A 21,499-nucleotide genomic window follows, 5' to 3' on the forward strand; every position below is an offset into this window, starting at 1 on the left:
CACGGCACGCGCACCCTGTCCCACCCTCCAAAGGAGAACGCAAAGATGAGCATGGCACACAGACTCGCGCTGACCGCATCGGCGTTGACGCTCACCGCGGGCCTGGCGGCGACCGCCGCACCCGCCGAAGCCGCTACCGCCACTGCCGCCGCGCCGCCCTCGATCACCTCGGTCTCCTTCAGCGGGACCCACGGCCCCGGAGTGGCCTCGCCGGCGATCACCGTCAACGGGTCCGGCTTCGGGGACACCTCGCCCGCGGGGACCAACAACAACGTCACGAGCTGCGGGACGTACACCAACAACGGCAACGCCTACGGCAACCAGCTCTACTTCATCGACGACAACAACTTCGGGGCCGGTTACAGCGACGGCAACGGCGCCAACTGCATAGGCGTCACCGTCGTCTCCTGGTCCTCGAACCAGGTCGTACTGCGGTTCGGCAGCTCCTACGGCTCCTTCGCCCACTGGTACCTGAGCAACGGCGACGGCTACGCCCTGTCCATGAGCAACGGGATCTTCGGCGGCAACGTCAGCGGACTGGGCTGACACCACTGAGCAACCCCGGCGACATGGGGCCGACGGCAGACGCCGTCGGCCCCCACTGCTGCGCCCACCGCAGGAGGAAGGGGAAGCCGGACACGTCGACGCCGGACAGGCGCGAGAAGCCTCTGCTGGACAGAGACGGGTTCCCTTGGTCGAAAACTCATCCATCAGGGGCTTCAGCCGTTCGGCAGGTCAACTGCCCCGCCGGCAAGCCCGGTTGTAGAGGGCTCGCCGGCCTATCACCGCACGATGCAGCGGGCCGCGCCGTCCGGCAGGGCGAAACACCGTGCCCCCGGGCGGCGCACCCGCCGTCTGTTCGGGCACCGGATGCTGCCCCGGAGGCTCTCGCGGCGATTCGAGGGCCGCAAATAGCATCGCACCATTCGCTCACGAATTGCCTTGGAGCTGGTTCTCGCCCGCTCCGAATCGGCCCGCCCCGGATTTGGGCGGCCGCTCAGCTGTGACTGTCCTTGAAGAGATCGAGGAGCTTCATGTCAGAGGGCTTTCAGACGCCAGTACTTTTCGCCGCCTATCACCGTACGGACCTGACTCCAGTCCTGATGGATCGGATCCGGGAGGTTCGGCCGACCAAACTGTTCATCGCCGTGGACGGGCCGAAGTCCGATGTTCCGGGCGATGACCTCGCGGTCGCCGAAGTACGTCGGATCATCGAGGAAAAGATCGACTGGCCTTGCGAAGTCCAGCGCAGGTACGCGGATCAGAACCAGGGCTGCAAGATAAACGTGGCAGGTGCGATCGACTGGTTCTTCGAGCACGTCGAAGCCGGCATCATCATCGAGGACGACACTCTTGCGGATGTGTCCTTCTTCTCCTTCGCCGAGGAGCTGTTGAACCGCTACGCGGACGACAGCGAGGTGATGCACATCGGTGGCACTCACTACCTTGAGCCTCATCTCCGGCCCGAGTCCTACTACTTCTCGAAGTACAACACCATTTGGGGTTGGGCCACTTGGCGGCGTGCTTGGCAGCACTACGACATGTGGATCTCCGACTGGCCCGAGGTCGTGAAGAGCGGGGTGCTCGCAGAGCACTTCCCCGATCCCACGGAACGTGAACTGTGGGAAGGGCGTTGGGGCCGCATCCATGAGGGCAAGGGGCAGGACGACTGGGACTATCAGTGGTTCCTCTGCTGCCTCCTCCGCGGCAAGGCGATCATCCCGACGGCGAATCTGGTCACCAACCTCGGCTTCCGGTCGGACGCGACGCACACCTCGGACCCGGGCCATGAGTTCGCGGCGCTGCCTTGCGATGAGCTGACGTGGCCGCTGATCCATCCCGCGACCAAGGACAGGGACCGGGAGCTCGACGAACGGATCTTTGAGCAGTTGGTGGCCAGGGCGCCGTTCGTCCAGGAGATGCGCCGGCGCCACCAGGCCGCCGGTCGTTGATGTCCAGCCATCCGCCGCAGACCCGCCACGCCGCTCGCACCGGGGGAACCATGTCGCCCAAGAGAACCTTCCAGCGCGCGGTCGTCACCGGGGGAGCGGGGTTTCTCGGATCGCACCTGAGTGATGCCCTGCTTGCCTCGGGGTGCGAGGTGGTCTGTGTGGACAACCTCTGTACCGGGTCCCGGGAGAACATCGGCCACCTGCTCGGCCACCCGCGGTTCACCTTCGTCCGGTCGGACGTCAGTGCCGCACTCCACGTGGACGGTCCCGTCGATCTCGTACTGCACCTGGCCTCACCGGCCTCACCCGTCGCTTACACCCGGCTGGCGATCGAGACACTCCGGGTCGGCAGTCAGGGGACGTCCAACGCCTTGGAACTGGCGGGCGAGAAGGGTGCCCGCTTCATCCTCACCTCCACGTCCGAGGTGTACGGAGATCCGCTCCAACATCCACAGTCCGAGAGCTACTGGGGCAACGTCAACCCCGTCGGCGAGCGTTCGATGTACGACGAGGCCAAGCGATTCGCCGAGGCGCTCACCATCGCCCACGCTACGCGCCGCGGCGTGGATGCCGGAATCGTGCGGATCTTCAACACCTATGGTCCGCGCCTGCAGTCGGGAGACGGGCGCGTCATTCCGAACTTCATCCGGCAGGCGCTCGCGGACGACCCCATGACCGTTCACGGGGACGGTACCCAGACCCGGTCGCTGTGCTACGTCGACGACACCGTGGAGGGAATCCTCCGCCTCGCGGCAAGCCCGCACCTCGGCCCCGTCAACATCGGCAACCCCGAGGAACTCACCGTTGCGGAATTGGCCCACCGGATACGCGGGCTGATCGGATCCGCCTCGCCGCTGCGCCACCTGGGCCTGCCGGCGGACGACCCGAAGGTGCGATGCCCCGATATTTCCCTGGCCGACACCCTTCTCGGCTGGAAACCGTCCGTCACGTTGGACGACGGACTCCTCCGGACGATCGCCTGGTTCTCGAACAATCAGGAAGTGCCCGACTTCGAACCGGCAGTCACGAGCTCTCCGCGGGGTCCGAAAGAGAAAAGCGGCCAATCATGAGCGAGAGCCGCAGAGAACGCCGGGCACGCCAGCTCCAAGAGTTCAGCAACTTCGACCAAGACGCTCCGGACCCTGTCCCCGGGCTGCCTCCCGACCCGGTTTCCCTATCGTGCCAAGGTCCGGGTCCTGCCATCGTCGAGCCTGCGGTCGACGACGTCGACCTGGCCGGTTGGTGTGCGACGGAAACCGAATCCATCAGATCCCTTCTGAATACGCACGGGGGAATCCTGTTCCGGGGGTTCCGGCCGCCCGGAAGTGAACTCTTTCAACGGTTCTTCACCGCCGTCTGCCCGGACTCCATGGATTACCAGGACCGCTCCTCACCCCGGTCCGTCGTCGGTGACCGGCTCTATACATCGACCGATCATCCGGCGGACCAGACCATCGTGATGCACAGCGAACTGTCGTACTCCGCGAGTTGGCCCGCCTTGCTGGCTTTCTACTCCGACAAGGCTGCTGACGCCGGCGGCGAAACGCCGATCGCCGACACCCGGGTCGTGTTGCAGAACCTGTCCGCCCCGACGCGCGAGCGCTTCATGCGACTGGGCGTCCGCTATCGGCGCGAGTTGCGCACCGGTGTCGGCCTTTCCTGGCAGGAAGTTCTCGGAACTCAGTCGAGGGACGAGGCCGAGTTGACCTGCCGCGAACTCGGAATGCGTTACGAGTGGATCGAGGACGGCCTTCGGGTGGAATGGACCCGGCCCGCCGTACGGCAGCACCACATCACCGGAGAACAGGTGTGGTTCAACCACGCCGCTTTCTTTCACGTGGATTCGGTGGAACCGGGCCTCGCCGACGCTCTGGAGGCGGCTGAGATGTCGCCGTTCACCACCGCCTTCGGCGATGGCTCGCCCATCACGGGAGAGGTCGCGACGGAGATCCGGAGCGCTTATGAGCGGGCGCTCGTGGTCCGGCCGTGGGTCACCGGCGACATCCTCCTGCTCGACAACATGCTGATGGCGCATGGCCGCCTTCCCTACCAGGGAGCTCGCAGGCTGCTCGTGATGATGGGCGGACCGGTCTCGTCGTAGCCCTGCACGTCACCTGCCCTGTTGATCGCAGACATCACAACCCGAAGATGGAGACCGAGGTGCCTCTACACGGGCTCTCCGCCCAGCAACGCCGCAGCTGGCTCCGCGATCCGGACACGCTCCGGATGGGCGAGTGCGTCATATCGCTTCCGTACGCCGTCGGCGTCGACGAGGTGCGCCGGGCCCTCACCACGTCTGCCGTGCGTGAGGGGGCCGCTCGGCGATTCGCCCGGCAGCCGGACCGGATGGTCCCGGTCCGGCTGACCGAGGAGCCGCAGGTCCCCACGGTGACGACCGAGGAGGACGGGCACGGGCGGGCGGCCGTCGAAGGCGCGGACAGCCCTGGGGGATCCCGGGTTCCGGTCGAAGAGTGGAGCATCACCGTCCGGATATCCGGCGGCGGGCATCGGCTCGTCGTGTCCGCACCCACCCTGACCCACGACGCCACATCGCTTCTGCTGTGGGCGCGCGACCTCACGGCAGCGCTGGCCGACCCGGACGGCGACCGCCTCGCCGGCCCCGCGGCCGCACCCGACTACCAGCTCTACACGCGCTGGCAGGACGCGGTGCTTGCGGACATGGACCCGGACGAGCGCGCGTACTGGCAGGCGAAGCGGGACGATCTGACACGGTGCGCGTCGCCCCTGAGCACGACCGCACGCCCGGAGCCCGGCGGCGGATGGGAGACGCTCCCGGTCGAGACCACCGACCCGGACCTGGACGAACTCCTGCGCACCGCCGAGAAGTTGGACGCGGAGCCGGAAGACCTGCTGCTGGCCTGCTGGGGCTTTCTCGTGGCGCAGAACGCGGGCGTCACCGACATCTGCCTCGGCGTCACCTTCACCGGTCGGGACGCCGAAAGCTTCCGCACACTCCGCGGCCCGCTGGCCAGGACACTGCCGATGGGGTTCACCAGCAGCCCGAGCCTGCGCGAGGCGACCCGTGCCGTACGGGAGTCGCGTGCCGAACTGGCCGAGTGGCAGGAGTGCTTCGACTGGGGCCTCGCGCCCGACGACCCGGTCGTCTTCCCCGCGGGCTTCCGCGCTCTCACGGTGCCCACCGGGCCGTCGTCCGGTCTCCCCGGCGGCGCCCAGGTGGCAGGCCTCGTGGACGCGGACAACGCGGCCACGCTGTTCTGCTCCGTGCTGCGCTCCGGCAGCCGGCTCCAGCTCCAGCTGGACTTCGACCCGGGGGTCCACGACCCGGCGGCCGTACGGTCCCTGGCCGGTCAGCTCCAGGTCCTGTTGCGGCACGCCGCCCAGGAGCCGGAAGCCCCGCTGCCCGAACGACTGCTGCCCGAGGGCGACTTCCACCGAACCGTGTCCGCCTTCGCCGGACCGTCCCGGGCCCGCCCGGACAGCGGCGCCGCCGAACTGTTCCGCAGGCACGTGCTGCGCGCGCCCGGTCGTCCCGCGCTCGTCGACGGGGCACAGACCGTGACGTACGCCCAACTCGACGCCTGGGCGGGCCGGATCGCCGGACGCCTCGCCGGCCACGACGCGGATTTCGTGGGTCTTCTCCTTGGCCCGGGTGCCCCGCTCATCGCCGCGATGCTCGGCTGCCTCTACTCCGGGAAGACCATGGTCCTGATGGATCCCGACCATCCGGACAGAGTGCTGGACCACATCCGCGACGACAGCGGCATGGGCGTGCTGATCACCGGGCATCCGTACGCCGAGCGTGTCGGTGACTGGGACGTGGCGGCATTCTCCGCGGAAGAGGAACGCTTCGGGGAAGGAGCCGTCGCCGCTCCGGTGCCCGCCGGACGGACCGGCCCCGCCTACGTCATCTACACCTCCGGCACGACCGGCCGGCCCAAAGGGGTCGTCGTCCCCCAGCGGGCACTGGTCAACTACGCCCTGTGGCTGGGCGAGGACCTGGGGTTCGGTGACCGCGACCGCCCGGCGCTCCTCACCTCGGCCGCGTTCGATCTGGGCCATACGGCACTGTGGGGCGCGCTGCTGCACGGTGGCACACTCGTCCTGCCCTCGCAGGACACGCTCGGCGACCCGCACCGCCTCCTGGACGAACTGGTACGGGAGCGCGTCACCGCGCTCAAGCTGACCCCGTCCCTCCTGTGGCTGCTCCTGGACACCGACACCGGACAGCTCTCCCGGCTCGCACCGCGTCTGCTGGTCGTCGGCGGGGAGGCCGTGCGCCCGGCCGACCTCGAACGGCTGCACAAGGCCAGTCCGGCGACGGTGATCGTCAACCACTACGGTCCGACCGAGACGACGGTGGGCTGCGTCGCGGAGCGCGTCCCGCCGACCGGGCTCGCGGACTTCCTGCGGCGGCCCGTGCTCGGAACGCCGATCGCCAACACCACCGTGCACATCCTCGACGAGAAGCTGCGCCCCGTGGCCCCCGGTGTCATCGGCGAGATCTGCGTCGCCGGTGACGGACTCAGCGACGGGTATCTGGGCGATCCGGACCTGACCGCCGTGCGCTTCGTCGACACACCCCGGACGGGTCGTGTGCACCGCACCGGCGACCTGGGCCTGCGGTTCCCCGACGGGCGCATCGCCTTCTCGGGACGTGCCGACAGCCGGCACAAGGTACGCGGTCACCGCGTCGAACTCGACGGAGTCGCGCAGATCCTCCGTGAGCACCCCGGTGTCGACGACGCGGCCGTCGTCGTCGACACCGACCCGTCCGGGCAGAACCGACTCCTCGCCTACTGCGTGCCGTCCACGGACCGAACCGGTCCGGTCGCCCGCTTGTGCGCCCTCCTCGACAGCGCGCCCGAAGTCGCCCGCGGATGGACGGAGTTGCCCGACGGGCGTCCGGTTCTCTCGCTCAACCCGGCCGAGACGTCCTTCGCCTACCAGGAACTCTTCGTCGAACGCGCCTACTTGCGCGACGGGATCCGGGTCACACCCGGCAGCGTCGTCATCGACGTAGGCGCCAACGTCGGCCTGTTCAGCCTCCAGGTGGCAACCGAAGCGCCGGGGGCGCGCATCATCGCGATCGAACCCGCGCCGGCGGCCTTCGCCCGGCTGCGGGCCAACAGCGCCCTGTACGGCGACGCCTGGACACCGGTGGCCGCCGCGCTCTCGGCCGCGGCGGGCCGCGGCACCCTGACGTCCTACGCCGATCACAGCATGCTCGCCACGCTGCACCCCGCGGCGGACGAGGACCGGCACCTGCTCAAGGCACTCGCGGAGCAGCGCCTGGGGCGGGGCCTCGACCGGACCGAGAGCGACCACCTGGACGAACTGCTCGACGAACAGCTCGCCCCGACCGCCGTCGACTGCGAACTCACCACCCTCTCCCAGGTGATCCGCGACCACGGCCTCGCGCGGGTGGACCTCCTGAAGATCGATGCGCAGCGGGCCGAGTGGGACATCCTGCGGGGCATCGACGACGAGCACTGGCCGCTCATCGGGCAGATCGTCCTGGAGGCCCAGGGCGACGCCTCGCATCTCGGACGGATACGCGACGCTCTCGCAGATCGCGGGTTCCGGGTGACGGCCGAAGGGCAGGACCACACCGGCGCCGTCGGCCATGTCCTGATGTACGCGACACGCACCGCTGCGAACCCGCGGCCCGAAGGGGCGACGCAGGCACCGACGAGGCGGCCACCGACGAGCTGGAGCTCTCCCCGCCGCTTCGTCGCGGACCTGCGGGAACACCTCGCCACGGAACTCCCGGAGCACGCGGTCCCGGCACGCGTCGTGCTGGTTCCCGGCATCCCGCTGACCCGTAACCGCAAGGCCGACCACGCGGCCCTGCGCGCGACGGCGCACCCGCTGGACATCGAACGGCGCCCCACCGAGCCCACCACCGCCATGGGACAACGACTGGCCGCGCTGTGGCGGACCGCGCTCGGCGTGGACGAGATCGGGATGGAAAGCCACTTCATCGAAGAGGGCGGGGACAGCCTGCGTTCCGCTCGGCTCGCCACCCGCATCCGGGACGAGCTCGGTACGCACGTGACCATGACGGAGATCCTGCGGACCCCCCGCTTCGAGGACTTCCTGAAGCTCCTGATGGGCAAGTCCACCGCGGTGGACTCGATCGCGTCCTCCTCCTGGGGCGACACCCATCCGCTGTCACATCTCCAGGAGCGCATCTGGCTGCTGAGCCGCCTGGAGGGCGGGAACCAGGCGTTCAACCTCACCCGGGCCTTCTACCTGACCGGCGAGGTACGACCGGACCTCCTTGAGCAGGCACTCGCCGCCGTCGTCGACCGGCACGAATCGTTGCGCACTGTCATACGGCAGTCGGAATTCGGCCAGCGGGTACGGGCCCCCCGTGAGTGCCGTCCACCGCTGACCGTCGAGAGCGCCAACGGCCCGTGGAGCCCGGCGGCGGCCGCCGAGCGGGCGAGAGCACAGGCGCGGCGCCCCTTCGACCTCGCGCGAGACGTCCTGCTCCGCGGTGCGGTGACGACGTTCGCGGACGGCGGGCACCTGCTGATCCTGACCACCCATCACATCGTCGCCGACGGATGGTCCGTCGAGGTCCTGGTGGCCGATTTCTTCGAGGCGTACGGGCGTCTGCGCGCCGGCGAGGCCCCCTTCGCCGCGCCGCTGCCCAGACGGCACCGCGACTATGTCCACGCCCTGGACGAGCTGGCCTGCCGGGCCAGGGAGGAAGCCACCGACTACCTGGAGCGCTGGGCCGACCCCGCGGTGTCGGTCGGGCCGTTGCCCACCGACGCCCCACGGCCGCCCGTACCGTCCTTCCAGGCCCGCAGCCTCCATCTGGAATGCGCGCCCGATGTGTACGAAGGACTACGGGACCTGGCCCGGACCCATGGTGTGACGCCGTTCGCCGTATGCGTCGCGGCGATCCACGCGGTGCTCGCCCAGTGGACGGGGGAGCGCCGGCAGGTTCTCGCCGCCAGCCTCGCCGGTCGCGATCTGCCCGGCATACGCGACCAGGTGGGCCTCTTCGCCAACACGGTGCTGCTGCGCGGCGAGGTGGTCCCGGGCGACCACTTCGCACAGGTGGTGCGGAGCACCGGCGCCGAGGTGGAGGAGGCGCTGCGCCATCAGTACCTCGCCCTGTCCGATGTGGTCGCCCGCATCGGGACACAGCGCCACGGCGGACTGTCGAGCGCTCCTTCCGTGGGCATCACCTGGCACAGCATCGACCGGGACGCCGAGGTGGCGGGCGTCGCCGAGCGGTGTGGATTCAGCTGCGAACCCATCGAGATGGATGAACACGCGTCCCGCGCGGACCTGTGGTTCTTCGTCCTTCCCGGAGACGCGCTGCGGTGGCAGATCATCTACGACACCGCGCTGTTCCGCGAGGAGACGGTGGCCGCGGTCGCCCAGGACCTGTCGGAGCTGCTTCGGCAGGCGGCCCGCGACCCCGGTCTGCGGGTCGGGCCCGCCGGACCGGACTTCGAGGTGTACCTGTAGCGCCCGGCACCCGCGCGCCGGCCCCGGTCGCGCCGTCACCTCCCCATTCGCCTCCGCACACCGCCGTTCCCCACATCACCACACTCGCTCCCCGCCGGAGGGCACGTTGATCCACAGCGCACTGTCCCAACTCCGACCGTCGCAACCGGGATTCGTCGACCAGCGAATACGGCAGGCCGAAGTCCGCCTGGAATCCGAGGCGTTGGCCGCCTTCGACCGGGCCGCACGTCACGATCGGTGGAGTGAACTGACACTCCTGCTCTCGGCTCTGACCTGGTACACGGCGGGCACGGGCGAAGACCGGCCCGTGCGTGTCACGGTCCCGGGACCGGACGGCGCGGCGCGGTTCTTCCGCGTGCCGGTGGACCGCACCGCCTCGCTCCGTGCCCACGTGGGCACGGTCAAGGAGCAGCTGACCGCCGCACTGCGCGGGCGCCGCGGGACGCAGGACGCAGACGGCTGCGACGGGTGCGACGTGTACGCCGATGTGTCGGGCTCCGAAGAACCGCCGGAGCAGGGCGGGGTGCGCGTGCGCTACTCGGGTGAGGGCCGGATGCGCGTATGGATGCCGGGAGGCCAGAGAAGCCCGGAGGCAGCCGCCTCGGCGATCGGCCGGTTCCTGCTCGGCCTCGACGAACCCGAGGCGCCCCTGGAGCGGATCGCCCTGCTCGATGACGATGAGCGCGCGCAGGTCCTCCGCTTCGGGACCGGGCGGCCGATGCCCGAGTGGACGCACACCTCCCTGGTCGAGCTGTTCCGCGCGAGCGCCCTCGCCTTCCCGCACCGGACCGCCGTGATCGACGGCGAGCGTGACATCGACTACGCGGAACTCGACGCCGACAGCGACCGTATCGCGCACGACCTGCTCACCGGGCACGCGCTGGAACCCGGACAGGTCGTGGCCGTCGCCCTGGACAACGGGATCGACGGCATCCGGGCCATGCTCGGCGTCCTGAAGGCCCGCGGAGTGCTCCTGTGGCTCGACCCGACCTGGCCCGAGGAGCGGCTCCGCGCCCTGTGCGCGGACGCCGACGCGCGTGTCGTTGTCACCGACGCGGGTCCGCCTTCGGCATCGCTGGGCTCGATCCCCTGCCTCGCGATCGGCGCCCCGTCCGCCGGTCCGGCCGGGAAGCTGCCGCGGGTGCGTCCCGATGACACCGCGTATCTGCTGTACACCTCCGGGTCGACCGGCCTTCCCAAGGGCGTACTCGTCGGCCACGGAAGTCTCGCCAACATGCTGCGGGACCAGAGCGCGTACGTCGGTGTGACGCAGGACGACAGGGTGCTTCAGCCGTTCTCACCCTCCTTCGACGTCACCATGCTCGCCACGGGAGCGGCACTGGTCGCGGGAGCCGCCGTCGTACCGGGGCGCATGCGGCACTCCACGGACGACTTCGCGGCGGACGTACGCGGGAGCGGAGTCACGGTCGCATTTCTCGTACCCACGCTGCTCCGCTCACTGACGCCCGAGGATCTGCCCGACGCCGGCACGGTCATCAGTGGCGGTGAGCCCTTGCGGGAGCCGGACGTGCGGCGGTGGTGCGGGGCGGGCCGACGCCTGATCAACTCCTACGGCGCCACGGAGACGACCTGCTGCACCAGCGCCAGTGACGTGGTGCTCGGCGGGGAGATCACGATCGGCACACCGATCGCCAACACGAGTATCCGCGTGCTGGGCACCGGGGGCGAGCTGATGCCGGTCGGGGCCGTCGGAGAGATCTGCGTGGAGGGCGTGGCCGTGGCACAGGACTACCTGCACGCTGATGCCCCGCCGCTGGCGCAGCCTGTGCCAGGGCTCTTGGGGGTGCGCCGCTATCGTACGGGCGATCTCGGGCGATGGTGTTCCGACGGGCGCCTGGAACTGATCGGGCGCCGTGACCGTCAGGTGCAGATCGGCGGCCACCGCGTCGAACCCGCCGAGGTCGAGGCCGCGTTGCTGAACCATCCCGGTGTCGACGCCGCGGGTGTCGTCGTCTCGCAGGGGCGCCTGTGCGCGTTCGTGGCCGGGGACGACGTCCTGGACCCGCGCGTGCTGGCGGCCGAGCTGTCCGAGGTGCTGCCCGCCCACGCACTGCCGGACCGCGTGGTGCTGCTGGCGCGGCTGCCGGAAACCCCCGGTGGCAAGACCGATCTGGAGGCCCTCGCCCGGCTGGCGGCGGACGAGGAGCACGGCGAGTCCGCGGGCCCCGAAGGACCGTGGGAGGAGCGCCTGTTCCACCTGTGGCGGGAACTCCTGGAGCAGGCTCCCGCCGGAGTGACCGACAACTTCTTCGGCCTGGGGGGCACCAGTCTGACGGCGTTGCGGATGCTGTCCCGGCTGGAGCTGGAGACGGGCGCATCCGTTGCCGTCTCCGTCTTCTTCGAGGCTCCGACGGTACGGGCCCTGGCGGCCCGCTGCGCCGAGGTCCTCGCGCGGCCCGCCCCGGCGCCCGCTGCAGCCCCGGAAACCGCGGCCACCCCGGAATCCGGCCGCCACGAGGACCACGACCAGCCTCTTCCGCTGTCGCCTGGGCAACTCGGTGTGTGGCTGGCGTGCGCTCGCGGCGAGGCAGGTGCCGCGTACAACGTTCCCCGGTGCTTCGAGCTGACGGGTGCGCTCGATGTCGACGCCCTGCGCGCCGTGGTGTCCGACCTCGGGCGCCGGCACGGGGCGCTGCGGACGACCTTCACCTCCCTGCGGGGCACGCCGGTACAACGCGTCCACGCGGAGCCCTTGACGTCCCTGGAGATCCTCCCGGCGCCCCCGGGCCCCGAGGAGCGTACGGCGGTGATCGACACCCTCTGCGCCACCCCGCTGTCGCTGGAGACGGGGCCGCTGCTGCGCGTCGTCCTCGTCGAAGGGGAGCAGTCCAGGACACTCGTCGTCATCGCTCACCACATCGTGTGCGAGGGGTGGTCGATGGGACTGCTGCTCGGTGACCTCGCGGCGCTGTACGAAGCCCGCACCCGGGGAACCGCGCTTCCGCGCCCGCCCGCCCTGCCCTACCAGGTCGTCGCCGAGCGGCAGAGCACGCAGGCGCACTCCGAGCGGGCGGTGCGGCAACGGGCCGAGTGGCGAGAGCACTTGTCCGGTGCCCGCGGGGTGACGTTCCCGGCCGCTGCCGGCCCCACCGGTGTCAGCCCCGCGTCCGACCCGGCGGCCGGCGGCTGCGTCACCCGCCGCTTCACCTCGCTGGAACGCGACAGGCTCCACGAGTTCGCCCGCGGCCGGCAGATGAGCACGTTCGCGGTGGTCCTCGCTGTCGTGTCCTTCGCGTTGCGCGAGGCATCCGGGCAGGAGGACGTCGTCGTCGTGTCACCCGTGTCCCTGCGGGGCGAGCCGGACCTGGACGACCAGATCGGCATGCACCTCAACATGCTTCCGCACCGGGTCGCCACACACGGCACGCACACCATGGCCGACATCGTCGCCCGGGTGCGGGAAACCGTTCACTGGGGCCTGGACCGGCGAACCTGCCCGTACCCCGATGTACTCGCCGACCTCGGGATTCCGGGCGCGGCCTTCCCCGTCGAACTCGACTACCGCGGCGCCGATGTAAAGGCGGATCCCGCCGAGTGGGCCCTGGGAGACGTCATCGGCCGACGCCTGCCCCGGCGTACGGCGGTGGCGCGCAAGTTCGGCTGGGACCTGCTGTTCACGGAGGACGAGCAGGGTCTGCGCCTCGAAGCGCTGTACGACACCGCGATTCACACGCAGAGCTCGGCCGAGGGCATCGTCACGCGCATTGCGCGGCTGCTGACCGACACCGTCGACGGACGTGACCCGGCGCTGCGGGCAGCGCCCTCCGCCGCGGGTGACGCGAGTGGCGCGGCGACCGCTCTGGCCGCCCGCCGCGCCCGGCTCAAGCGCCGCATGTCCGGAGGTTCCGGGGCCGGCGCCCCGGCCGATGTACCGGCGCGCCTTCCCGAGCCCGGCCAGTCCATCGCGGAACGCCTTGAGAGCGACCGGGAGTTGCTCGACGGCCTGGCCGACCACGGCGGCTTCGTGCTCTACCGTGACACCGGCGCCGACTCGCCCGAGCGGTTCCGTGAGGTGCTCGACCTGCTCGGCTCCGCTCCGTTGCCCTACCAGGAGCGCTCCTCCGACCGCCGTGAAGTGGCGCCGTCGCTCTACACCTCGACGGAACACCCCGCGGACCAGCCGATCAAGCTGCACACCGAGCACTCGTACGCGCAGAGCTGGCCCCTGCGCCTGACGTTCTGCTGCATGCGCCCGGCCGACTCCGGCGGCGAGACCACCGTGGCCGACCTGTCCGAGATCACCCAGCGGCTGCGCCCCGAGACCGTTGCGAGGTTCCGTGACGAAGGCGTCCGTTACGTCCGCAACTTCGGCGGTGGCCTCGGACTGGAGTGGCCCACGGTCTTCGGCACCCACGACCGGGAGGAGGTCGAGGACTACTGCCGCCGCCATGACATCGCGTACGAATGGCGGGGCGAGGACCGGCTGCGGACGACCTTCTGGCGTCCCGCGCTGCGGACCCATCCGCACACCGGACGGGAAGTCTGGTTCAACCACGCCTACTTCTTCAGTCCCAGCAGCCTCGACCCCGCCCTGCGTGCCGAACTGCTCGACCACTGCGACGCGGACGACCTGCCGTTCAGGACGCTGTACGGCGACGGGCAGGAGATCGAGGACCCGGTGATCGAGGAGCTCGGGCGCGCATACTCCGCGACGCTGCGCACAGTGCGCTGGCAAAGGGGAGATGTGCTGATCGTGGACAACATGTCAGCCGCCCACGGCCGGATGCCCTACCAGGGGCGCCGCGAGGTACTGGTGGCCATGTCGCACGGCCACACGCCCGGCCCGACCACGTGAACACGCCGTCCGGCAGGCCGGTGCGGAGTACGCCCCGGCGATAGCCGCGGGAGACGACTCGACGGCGTACCAGCCGCCCACCACTCGAAGACCGGCCGGACCCGGTCTGCCGGCGGCCCCACCGCCCACCTCGCGAACGGCCCCACCACCACGGGAGAAGGAGCCAGAGCCTTCCATGCACGCCTCGCCCACCCAGCAGCGGTTCACCGACGTCTGGGGTGCCCGTACGCCCGAGACCCGGATCGTCGTCGCCCACGACGCGGAAGTCGCCCAGGCCGACATCCGCGAGCGGCTGCGGTCCGCCGTCGACCGTCACGAAGTCCTGCAAGCCGACGGTGCACACCCCGAACCGGCCCCCGCCACGACAGGCCCGGCGGACCCGGCGACCCTCACCTGGACGGAGGGCGTCGTGACCTGCGCGCTTGGATCCGGTCCTGAAGGGGACCACCGGATCGAGCTCCGCGCCCCTGCCGACCGGCTCGACGCCACCGCCGCGGCGCGCCTCGCCGCGACCCTGATCGGGGACGCCGCGTACGAAGGACCGGCCCAAGCGGACCTCGCGGCCTGGGCCTGGGAAACACTGGCCGCCCGCGAAGCGGACGGGGTGACCCACTGGGACGGCGCCGAGCAGAGCTGCGCCGCCCTGCCGCCGCTTCCGTGGGGCCGCGACTCCGCCCCCGCGGAGCTGCGCCCCGCCGCCACGCCCATCGCGTGGGGCGACCGCGAGCACGAGGCCCTGCACCGGTGCGCGGCCGCACTGGGGGCCTCTCCCGCGGACGTCCTGTGCGCCGCGTGGTCAGCGCTCCTCGCCCGCTGGTTCGACCTCGACACACTGCTGCTCGGCGACACCGTAGACGGCCGGGATCTGGACGAACTCGGCTCTGTACCAGGGCTGTTGGAGCGCACCCTGCCGCTGTTCCTCGCCTGTGACCACGACCGCGACTTCGCGGCACTGGCCCGTGAGGTGGCCGAGGAACGCCGCAAAGCGGCCGCCTTCCAGGACTACTTCGTGCTGCCGTCGGGGACGGACACCTCTGGTTGTCTGCCGCTTGCGTTCGTCTGGCGCGACCCGGACATGGGGGACGAGCCCGCACCGCGCAGCCGTGTGGTGTCGCTCGACTCCCTCGTGGAACCCTTCTCCCTCCGCCTGGACGCGAGGACCTCACCGGACGGCGTCGACCTGCACCTGGCGTACGACAGCACCCTGGTCGCGCCCCCGCTCGCCGAGGAACTGCGGGATTGTCTGCCGCACTTCCTGCTCGCGGCGTGCGAACGGCCCGAGACACGGATCGGTGACCTTCCGCTCACCGCCGGGCCCACGCCCCGGGCCGCGCGGGAGGAGAACCCGCCCCCGGCACCCGTGGACCCCGGCCCCGGCATCCGCCGACGTCTGGCGGACGTCGTGGCCTCGGCCCCGGGGCGGCCCGCGCTGCGCCACCACGGCGTCGTGCGGACCTATGCCGAACTCGCGGCAGGCGCCGATGAGACAGCCGCTCGCCTGACCCGGCTGGGCGCCCTGCCGGGAGACCGGGTGGCCGTGCGCATGCCCGCGACACCGCAGGCCATCACGACATTGCTGGGAGTGCTCCACGCCGGTGCCGCGTACGTACCCATCGATCCGGATCTGCCCGAGGACCGGGCACAGCACATCCTGAGCGACAGCGGCGCGCGGTTCCTCGCACACCCGGACGGCGAGGGGGCCACGCGCATCGACCGGCTCGAAGGACCCTTCCCCGACCGCTCCGTGCCCGACGCCTCCCACACCGGCCGGGAACCGCTCGCCTACGTGCTGTACACCTCCGGATCGACCGGCCGGCCCAAAGGCGTACAGGTCCCCGAGCGCGCGGTGACGAGCCTCGTCGACGCGCTGGCCGCCCCGGTCTACGACGGTCTCGGCGACGGTCTGCGCGTGGCGCTCCTCGCCTCCCTGGCCTTCGACGCCTCGGTTCAGCAGATCTTCGGCGCGCTGCTGCGCGGGCACACGCTCGTGCTGATCGACCCCGAAGTGAAGCGGGACCCGGTGCGGCTGTGCCACGAACTTGTCGAGCACGGTGTCGACGTCGCCGACTGCACCCCCAGCCTGCTCCAGCTGCTCACCGCCCACGCGGCGCCGTCGCTGCACCGCCTGCCGCTGCGCCGCCTGCTCGTCGGCGGCGAACGGCTCCTGGCCGGCACGGTTGCCCGCTTCCACGAGCTGGGTGCTCCCGAGTCCGCCGTCGTCGTCAACGTGTACGGACTGACCGAGAGCGGCGTCGACTCCGTCGCGCAGGTCGTGCGCGGCGCGGGCGGGTTCCACCCCGCGCGTGAGGACGTGCCCATCGGCAAGTCCCTGACGAACAGCGAGGTTTGGGTCACGGATCGCTCGGGTCGGCCGGTACCCCGAGGAGCCGTGGGGGAGATCCGTATCGCCGGGCCTTGTGTCGCGTTGGGGTACACCAACGACGAAACGCTCACCGAGGAGCGCTTTTGCCCGCGTCCAGGGCGCCCGGGGGAGCGTGTCCTTCGCACGGGTGACCGCGGGTGGGTGGATGAATCGGACGCGCTGCACTTCGCCGGACGGCGCGACGGGCAGGTCAAGATCAGGGGCCACCGGGTGGAGCTCGGCGAGATCGAACGCGTCCTCGGCGCTCACCCCGACGTCGACTCCGCGGCCGTCATCGCCTTCCGGACGCCGGGCGGTGACATCGAGCCCGCCGCGTTCGTGGCGGGCGCGGCCCTGCCGAAGCGGGCCGAAATCCGCGCCCATCTCAGGCAGTCGCTGCCCGCCGTGATGGTGCCCCGCCTGATCACTTCGGTGCCCGAAATCCCCCTCTCCGCCAGCGGAAAGCTGGACACCCAGACCCTGCTCGCCCTGCTGCACCGAGGGGGGCCGGGCGGCGAGGGGCCGGACCACGGGCTCGCCGACCTGGTCCTCGACACGCTGCGCGGGGTCCTCGACGACCCTCTGCTCGGCCCCGACGAGCACTTCTTCGAAGCGGGTGGGCACAGCATCCTCGCGCTCCGGGCGGTCTCCGCACTGTCGCGCGCGCTCGACCGGGACGTCTCGTTGCGGGCGCTTCACGACCATCCGACCGCCGACGCGCTCGCCCGGCACCTCCGTGACAGCCGCTCTCGCAGCGCCACCCGCGTGGTACCGCTGCGACCCGCGCGGCACGACGCGCTGCCCGTCTTCTTCCTGCCGCCCGCCGCGGGCATCCCCTACATCTTCACGGATCTGGTGCGCGAGCTGCCCACCTCGTACGCCCCGTGGGGAGTTGACTACCTGACCCCGGACGGATCGGTGGAAACCACTCTCCACGAGCTGGCCGAAGCCCTCGCCGAGGAACTGCTGCTCCACACCGACCACACCGTGGTGCCCCTCGTCGGCTACTCGCTGGGAGCCGCTGTCGCGTTCGACCTCGCGCGTCTGCTGGAGCGGCGCGGACGCCGTCCCGCACTGGTCCTGATCGACCGGATGCTCAACCCGCCGGCTCCCTCGGCGGAGCGCACGACGCTCATCGAGGGGGCGGAACACACCGACGTCGCCGCCCGACTGGACGTGCTGCTTCCCCTTGCCGCGGGACACACCACACACGGTGTCGTCGAGAGCCCCATGGTGACCCTCGAGGCAGCCGGAAACCCCGTCCCCGCAGGCATGACGTCATGGCGGGCGCACACCACAGGCTCCTTCCACCACACGGTGATCCCCGGCTCGCACCACACGCTGCTCGCGCCGGAACATCTGCCGACCCTTCGCGAACACCTCCAGCACAGCCTCAGCCTCACGACCGGAAGGTGACACCCCCCATGAACGTGGACACCGACACCCCCATCGCATCCCGACAACAGCCGAACCGGCCCACAGGCGTGGCCATCCTCGGCTGCGGCTCGGTCAGCGCGCGGTACCTGCGCATGCTGCGCCACTTCAGCATCCTGGAAGTTCTCCACTGCGCCGATCTGGACCCGGAACGGGCCCAGCGGCGCGTCGAGGAGTTCGGCCTCGGCAGGCCGTCCACGTGGCAGGAGGTCCTCGACGACCCCGACGTGTCGATCGTCGTCAACCTGACGCCTCCCTCCGAGCACTTCGCGACCACGGAAGCGGCCCTGCGCGCGGGCAAGTCCGTCTACGTGGAGAAGCCGCTGGCCACGGATCCCGAGGACGCCCGACGGCTGCTCGCGCTCGCCCGTGAGTCCGGGCTGCTCCTGGCCTGTGCGCCCGACACCGTGCTCGGACGCGGTCCGCAGACCGCGATCGCCGCCGTCGCCGCCGGTGAGATCGGCACCCCGGTCCACGCCTCCGCGTCCATGCTCAGGTCCGGGCCCGAAATATGGCACCACGACGCGGACTTCTTCTACCGGCCGGGCGCCGGGCCGCTGCACGACATGGGTCCGTACTACCTGTCCATGCTCGTCCACCTCCTGGGTCCGGTGACCGCGGTCAGCGCCCAGAACCGGATCAGCGACCGCGAGCGCGTCATCGCCCGCGGCCCCCGCGCAGGTGAACGCATCGAGGTCGGCACACCCACCGTCACCGCCGCCTCCCTGGACTTCGCGTCGGGGGCGATCGCCACCCTGGTCTGCTCGTTCGACGCGTGGGCTGCGACCTCGCCGCACATCGAGCTGCACGGCACAGCGGGGTCGCTCGTCCTACCGGACCCGAACCTCTTCGACGGCCCGGTCCGGATCGCCCGTCCCGGCGGAGGCGGTGTGCAGGACCTCCCGGCGCTGCCGGGCTACGTGTACGACCGCGGGATCGGCGTCGCCGACCTCGCCCTGGCGCTGCGCACCGGCGGTGTCCCGAAGGCCGATCCGGCCCTGGCCCTGCACGTCCTCGACGTGATGCACGCGGCGTTCCTGGCCGCCGAGCGACGCACCACGGTCGAGGTGCACAGCACCACGACACGCACCGAGCCGATGCCCACCGACCTGTCGGTCTACGGGTGGACCGGCATCGCCGACCCCGACGAGGACGCCCGCCTCGCGAAGATCCGCTGACCCACCCGTACCGAAAGGCACCACCATGCGACTGTGCATCCTGACCGAGCCGCAATCCGGCGCGAGCTACGACGACGTGCTGCGCGTCGCGCGGGCGGCCGAAGACCTCGGATTCGAGGGCTTCTTCCGCGCGGACCACTACGTGCCGATAGGCGGCGGGGACGGCAGGCCTGGGCCCACCGACACCTGGATCACCCTCGCCGGTCTGGCCAGGGAGACCTCCACCATCCGGCTCGGCTCGCTGATGACCTCCGCCACGTTCCGGGCGCCGGGACCGCTCGCGATCAGCGTCGCGCAAGCCGACCACATGAGCGGCGGGCGCATCGAACTGGGGCTCGGCGCCGGCTGGTACGAGCCGGAACACACCGCCTACGGCATTCCCTTCCCGGACGTGGCCGAACGGTTCGACCGGTTCGAGGAGCAACTCGCCATCATCACCGGCCTGTGGGAGACGCCCGAAGGGGAGACCTTCGACCACGTCGGCACGTACTACACGCTGACCGACTCACCGGGACTGCCCAAGCCCCTGCAACGCCCCCGCCCGCCCCTGCTCATCGGCGGGTACGGCACCCGCCGCACCCCTCGCCTCGCCGCGCGGTACGCCGATGAATTCAACCTGGCCTATCCGGGCTTCGGCCAGGTCGCCGAGGCATTCGACCGGGTCCGCCGGGTCTGTGCCGAGGTGGACCGCAGTGAGAGTTCCCTGGCGTTCTCCGTGTCGCAGGCCGTGTGCTGCGGGCGGGACTCGGCGGAGATCGCCCGGCGCGCGCCCGCGGGGCGTGCCCCGGAATCGCTGCGGGAGAAGTGGCTCGTGGGCACTCCGGACGAAGTCGTGGACAAGATCGGGAAGCTCGGCGAGCTGGGCGCGAGCCGGGTCTATCTCAGGACTCACACCCTCGGTGACATCGACCAGTTGGAGCTGCTCGCCCACGAAGTGCTCCGCCAGGTCGGCACGGGGAGCTGAGGATGGTGCGCGCCTTGGCGCAATGGCGCTCCGACGGAGATCCGAGCGTCTTTCCCTACGCCTCCGTCGTCGACGCGTACCAGCTCGTGGGCAAACATTTCGTGGAGCGGGAACTGCTCGCATCACTCGCCGAGCTCCGTGACGCCCCGCCCACACTGCGCGGGGCGGCCCGGGACCGAGAGCTGCTGACGAGGTTCCTGGACACCGCGCTCGACAAGTGGGACGAGCGCTACGACTACCAGACCTATCTCGCGCTCGGTCTGCTCCTCGGTCCCGCGGACCCACCGGACCGTAAGGAACACTTCTCCCCACAGCAGCGGGACCGACTGACCGTCCAACTCATCGCCGACATAGTGGAGTTCGAGCTGGACGCCGTGGAGGGCAGGACCGACCTGCTCCCGCTGATGCGTCCCGACGCGCGCACCGTGGCCAAGCGCTGCCGCCTGGGCATGCGGGCGGCGGGTCCGGCGCTCACCCGCCTCGGCCTGGCGGATCCGGCCGGCACGGTCGCGCGGACCGTCCAGGACGGCCTGAGCGAACAGGCCCGCGACTTCTGCCGCACCGTCCGAGGGGAAACCCGGCCCGAAGAACGGCGCCGCCTCATGCTCAGCATGCTCCCCGCCTACACCGTCCACGACGAGCACCTGTTCATTCGGGTGCTCCAGTGCTTCGAGTCGACCTTCGCCCTGCTCGCCGAGCACTTGGCCGCCGCGGTGGAGAGCCTTGACGGCCACCAGCCCCTCGTCGCGGCCGAACGCCTTGATGCGGCGACCACGGGACTTCGCGAGGCGGCCCCGCTGTTCTCACTGCTTGCGACGATGAGCATCGAGGCGTTCCAGACCTTCCGCTGTTACACCGAGGGCGCCAGCGCCATCCAGTCCCGCGGCTACAAGACCGTGGAATCGCTGTGCCGGAAACCGGACCCGGACCGCGTGGAGTCCGCCGCCTTCCACTCCGTGCCAGAGGTCCGCACACGGGTGCTCAGGGGCATGCCCAGCCTCGACAGCGCGTTCCGGAGTGCCGACGCGGCCGGCCGGCTGTCCCCGGAGACGCGCGGGATCGTCGGGCAGGCGATGGAGGGGTTCTCCTCCGCATTGGTCCAGTGGCGACAGACCCACTACCGGCTGGCGGTGCGCATGCTCGGCGAGGCGCGCTCGGGAACCGGCTACACGGAAGGTGTGCCGTATCTGCGGGAGGCGCGCTCTGTCCCCGTATTCCGGGAGGCGCCGAGCGAGTCCGGCCGAACGTGCCCGGTGGCCGTGCCCTTCGCGGTGCCGCTGCACGGCGATTGAGGAGGAGAGGGCGCGTGTCCCGCCGACCTCA

At 70.7% G+C, this 21,499-nt stretch carries 10 protein-coding genes; all 10 read left to right on the forward strand.

From position 1 onward, the window contains the following. The first annotated feature begins 45 nt into the window (after positions 1-45). Positions 46-546, forward strand: coding sequence for a hypothetical protein (locus ACIBK6_RS22930; RefSeq protein WP_399053162.1), 501 nt, complete (start codon positions 46-48; stop codon positions 544-546). Between the two features lie 557 nt (positions 547-1,103). Beyond that, positions 1,104-1,952 carry a hypothetical protein gene (locus ACIBK6_RS22935; RefSeq protein ID WP_399053163.1) on the forward strand — a complete coding sequence of 283 codons (849 nt, stop codon included), beginning with the start codon at positions 1,104-1,106 and terminating at the stop codon, positions 1,950-1,952. A gap of 50 nt (positions 1,953-2,002) precedes the next feature. Beyond that, positions 2,003-3,022 carry a UDP-glucuronic acid decarboxylase family protein gene (locus ACIBK6_RS22940; protein WP_399053288.1) on the forward strand — a complete coding sequence of 340 codons (1,020 nt, stop codon included), beginning with the start codon at positions 2,003-2,005 and terminating at the stop codon, positions 3,020-3,022. Next, positions 3,019-4,053 (forward strand): TauD/TfdA family dioxygenase, encoded by a 1,035-nt coding sequence (locus ACIBK6_RS22945; protein WP_399053164.1) that lies wholly within the window; start codon positions 3,019-3,021, stop codon positions 4,051-4,053. Before ACIBK6_RS22940 ends, ACIBK6_RS22945 begins: the two co-directional genes overlap by 4 nt. A 59-nt stretch (positions 4,054-4,112) precedes the next feature. Further along, complete coding sequence (locus ACIBK6_RS22950) at positions 4,113-9,422, forward strand: amino acid adenylation domain-containing protein (protein WP_399053165.1); 5,310 nt, start codon at positions 4,113-4,115, stop codon at positions 9,420-9,422. Between the two features lie 106 nt (positions 9,423-9,528). After that, a complete protein-coding gene (locus tag ACIBK6_RS22955; RefSeq protein ID WP_399053166.1) occupies positions 9,529-14,238 on the forward strand; it encodes an AMP-binding protein in 4,710 nt (1,569 codons plus the stop codon). Positions 14,239-14,413: 175 nt separating this feature from the next. Beyond that, positions 14,414-18,016 (forward strand): amino acid adenylation domain-containing protein, encoded by a 3,603-nt coding sequence (locus ACIBK6_RS22960; RefSeq protein WP_399053167.1) that lies wholly within the window; start codon positions 14,414-14,416, stop codon positions 18,014-18,016. Positions 18,017-18,024: 8 nt separating this feature from the next. Further along, positions 18,025-19,212, forward strand: a complete 1,188-nt coding sequence (locus ACIBK6_RS22965) for a Gfo/Idh/MocA family protein (protein ID WP_399053168.1) — start codon at positions 18,025-18,027, stop codon at positions 19,210-19,212. 25 nt (positions 19,213-19,237) lie between these two features. Beyond that, positions 19,238-20,176, forward strand: coding sequence for an LLM class F420-dependent oxidoreductase (locus tag ACIBK6_RS22970; RefSeq protein ID WP_399053169.1), 939 nt, complete (start codon positions 19,238-19,240; stop codon positions 20,174-20,176). Between the two features lie 2 nt (positions 20,177-20,178). Then, positions 20,179-21,468 (forward strand): tryptophan 2,3-dioxygenase, encoded by a 1,290-nt coding sequence (locus tag ACIBK6_RS22975; protein ID WP_399053170.1) that lies wholly within the window; start codon positions 20,179-20,181, stop codon positions 21,466-21,468. The last annotated feature ends 31 nt before the right edge of the window (positions 21,469-21,499 follow it).

The sequence above is a fragment of the Streptomyces sp. NPDC050485 genome, from assembly GCF_044458185.1.
Lineage (GTDB): Bacteria > Actinomycetota > Actinomycetes > Streptomycetales > Streptomycetaceae > Streptomyces.

Excerpts from the sequence above, each read along its gene's own strand:
- ACIBK6_RS22930 (WP_399053162.1), top strand. The coding sequence starts at position 46 with ATGAGCATGGCACACAGACTCGCGCTGACCGCATCGGCGTTGACGCTC.
- ACIBK6_RS22935 (WP_399053163.1), top strand. The coding sequence starts at position 1,104 with ATGGATCGGATCCGGGAGGTTCGGCCGACCAAACTGTTCATCGCCGTG.
- ACIBK6_RS22940 (WP_399053288.1), top strand. The coding sequence starts at position 2,003 with ATGTCGCCCAAGAGAACCTTCCAGCGCGCGGTCGTCACCGGGGGAGCG.
- ACIBK6_RS22945 (WP_399053164.1), top strand. The coding sequence starts at position 3,019 with ATGAGCGAGAGCCGCAGAGAACGCCGGGCACGCCAGCTCCAAGAGTTC.
- ACIBK6_RS22960 (WP_399053167.1), top strand. The coding sequence starts at position 14,414 with ATGCACGCCTCGCCCACCCAGCAGCGGTTCACCGACGTCTGGGGTGCC.
- ACIBK6_RS22965 (WP_399053168.1), top strand. The coding sequence starts at position 18,025 with ATGAACGTGGACACCGACACCCCCATCGCATCCCGACAACAGCCGAAC.
- ACIBK6_RS22970 (WP_399053169.1), top strand. The coding sequence starts at position 19,238 with ATGCGACTGTGCATCCTGACCGAGCCGCAATCCGGCGCGAGCTACGAC.
- ACIBK6_RS22975 (WP_399053170.1), top strand. The coding sequence starts at position 20,179 with ATGGTGCGCGCCTTGGCGCAATGGCGCTCCGACGGAGATCCGAGCGTC.